General features: G+C 70.2%; 1 protein-coding gene. It reads left to right on the top strand.

What is annotated here, in order from left to right:
- Positions 1 to 76 precede the first annotated feature (76 nt).
- A protein-coding gene (locus ABT114_RS50865; RefSeq protein ID WP_502988552.1) for an IS630 family transposase occupies positions 77 to 1,149 on the top strand; the annotation gives its coding sequence in 2 pieces (ribosomal slippage) (positions 77 to 557 and positions 557 to 1,149; 1,074 coding nt in all).
- Positions 1,150 to 1,172 lie beyond the last annotated feature (23 nt).

Here is a 1,172-nt window from a genome sequence, read left to right as displayed (position 1 = left end):
CTGACTTCGGCGTTTCGGGGTCTGGATCTGTGTCGGGACCGGTGACGCGGTCCGTCCGGGCTGGTACGCCGGAGGTATGCGGTATCCGGACGGGGGCGGGCTGACCGCCGAGCAGCGCAGGCGCCGCGAAGAGGTACGCATGCGGGCCGCTGACCTCTTCGAGGAGGACGTAAAAGTCCCGTGCGTCGCCCGGGAGTTACGGGTGAGCGAGAAGTCGGTCTACCAGTGGCGCCGTGCCTGGGCGTCCGGCGGGCGGGAAGCGCTGCGTTCCCAGGGGCCGCCGGGCTACGACTGCCGGCTCGGCCCCGATCTGCAGGCCAAGCTCGCCGTCTGGCTGGATGAGGGGCCGGCCGCGCACGGCTGGGTGGACGACCAGGTGTGGACCGCCGCGAGGGTACGCACGCTGATCGGGCGGAAGTTCCACCTCTCCTACAGCGTCTCCGGTGTCACCCGGCTGCTGCACCGGATGGGCTACAGCGTGCAGATGCCCGCCCGGCCCGCCGCCGAACGCGACGAGGACGCGATCACCGCATGGCGGGAGGCGACCTGGCAGGAGGTAAAACCCTTAGGGCGGCGACCGGCGCGTTCATCTGCTTCGAGGACGAAGCGGGCGTGACCGGCCGTCCGCCCAAGGGCCGCACCTGGGGCCGACGTGGCATCACACCGAGAGTCAAGGTCTCCGGCCGCAGCCGGGGACGGCTCTCGGTGGCCGGGCTGCTGTGCTTCCGGCCGGGCCTGCCCGCCCGTTTGTGCTACCGGCTGCGTCGGCATACCGGCCGCAAGGGCGAGCGTCGCTCACTGGGCGAGACGGACTACATCCGCCTGCTGGACGGCGCCCATCAGCTGCTGAAGGCCCCGCTGATCGTGGTGTGGGACCGGCTGAGCACCCACATCTCCAAGATGATGAAGGCACTCGTTGCGGAGCGGGACTGGCTGACAGTGGTCCTGCTGCCCGGGTATGCGCCCGACCTCAACCCGGTGGAGGGCCTGTGGGCGCACATCAAGCGGAGCCTGGCCAACCTGGCCGCCCGCACCCTCAGCGAGCTGGAGACTCTGCTCCGCAGGCGGCTCAAGGCGCTGCAGTACCGGCACGGCATCCTCGGCGGATTCCTCGCCGGGACGGGCCTCGCTCTCGACAGACCGGACTGACCCTAATACGCCGAAGTCAGTAA

The sequence above is a fragment of the Streptomyces sp. NPDC002088 genome (assembly GCF_040296605.1).
Taxonomy (GTDB): domain Bacteria; phylum Actinomycetota; class Actinomycetes; order Streptomycetales; family Streptomycetaceae; genus Streptomyces.
This window is presented reverse-complemented; position numbering and strand designations above follow the sequence as displayed.